The sequence below is a fragment of the Komagataeibacter intermedius TF2 genome (genome assembly GCF_000964425.1).
In the GTDB taxonomy this organism is placed as follows: Bacteria; Pseudomonadota; Alphaproteobacteria; order Acetobacterales; family Acetobacteraceae; genus Komagataeibacter; species Komagataeibacter intermedius.
In genome coordinates, this window is the sequence record NZ_BANF01000206.1 from 1 (window position 1) to 1,067 (window position 1,067).

Annotated in this window: 1 protein-coding gene; it reads right to left on the minus strand. The window is 65.5% G+C overall.

All coding sequences use genetic code 11. The features are described 5' to 3' along the window. Window positions 1-1,067, minus strand: a 1,067-nt coding sequence (locus B7449_RS16130; protein WP_244465772.1) for an MSMEG_0568 family radical SAM protein, incomplete at both ends; no start/stop codon positions are given.

The window sequence follows — 1,067 nt, forward strand, 5'->3', positions numbered from 1 at the left end:
CACCGGCCACACCCGGCGCGGATGTCGGTGGATTTCATGTTCGCCTCGCGCAACATCCGCCCGAGTGGTGCGAGCACGGACTTCATGAAATCGGCCGAAGGCGGCGCATGATTTTCCAGCGGTGTGCCGGAAATCGGCACGAACGGCACCACGAAGGGATAGACCCCGAGCGCAATCAGGCGTTCGGCCAGAGCCAGAATATCTGCGGCACTGTCGCCAAGACCGGCCAGAATGTAGGTATTGACCTGCCCGCGCCCGAAGATCGGCACGGCGCTGGCGAAAGCGTCCATGTAGCGATCCACGCTGACCGTGGCCTTGCCGGGCATGATCTTCTCACGCACCGCCTGTGTTGCGGCTTCGAGATGCATGCCCAGGCTGTCGGCCCCGGCGTCGCGCAGGCGCTGGAACCAGCCGTGATCGCGCGGCGGCTCGCACTGGACCTGAAGCGGCAGATCCACGGCCGCCCGAATGGCACGGGCTGATTCCGCCAGCACGGCTGCACCCCGGTCCACCACGTTGGGCGTGCCAGTCGTCAGCACCATGTCGCGCACGCCGTCGAGTTCCACGGCGGCCTTGGCGACCTCGGCCAGTTGTGCTGGCGTCTTGTAGGCAATGGTGCGATCGGCCTCCAGCGACTGGCTGATGGCGCAGAACTGGCAGGAGGTGCGCCGGTCGGCATAGCGGATGCACGTCTGGTGCACCGTGGTCGCCAGCGTGTCACGGCCATGCAGCAGGGCGATCTTCCAGTAGGGAATGCCGTCCGCCGTGCTCAGCCCGTAAAAGCGCGGGGCGGCCGGAAAATGGATCGTGCCCAGTGTCTGCCCATCGCGTAGCAGCGTGCTGGCCCCGTGCTGGTCCGGCGGGCTGGCCTGAAATGGGGAACGCCGCGCGCCAGATGTATAGACAGGGACCATGACGGTCTGGCCCGCGATGGTGATCGTCTTGTGATCCGAAGGACCGGCGCCTCCCTTGCGGGCAATGCCGCCGGTCTGCTCACCGATCTGCAGTCCAAAGGACTGTAGATCGGTAACGAGCTTGCGACCAGAAAGTGTACCGAGCGTCGGAAT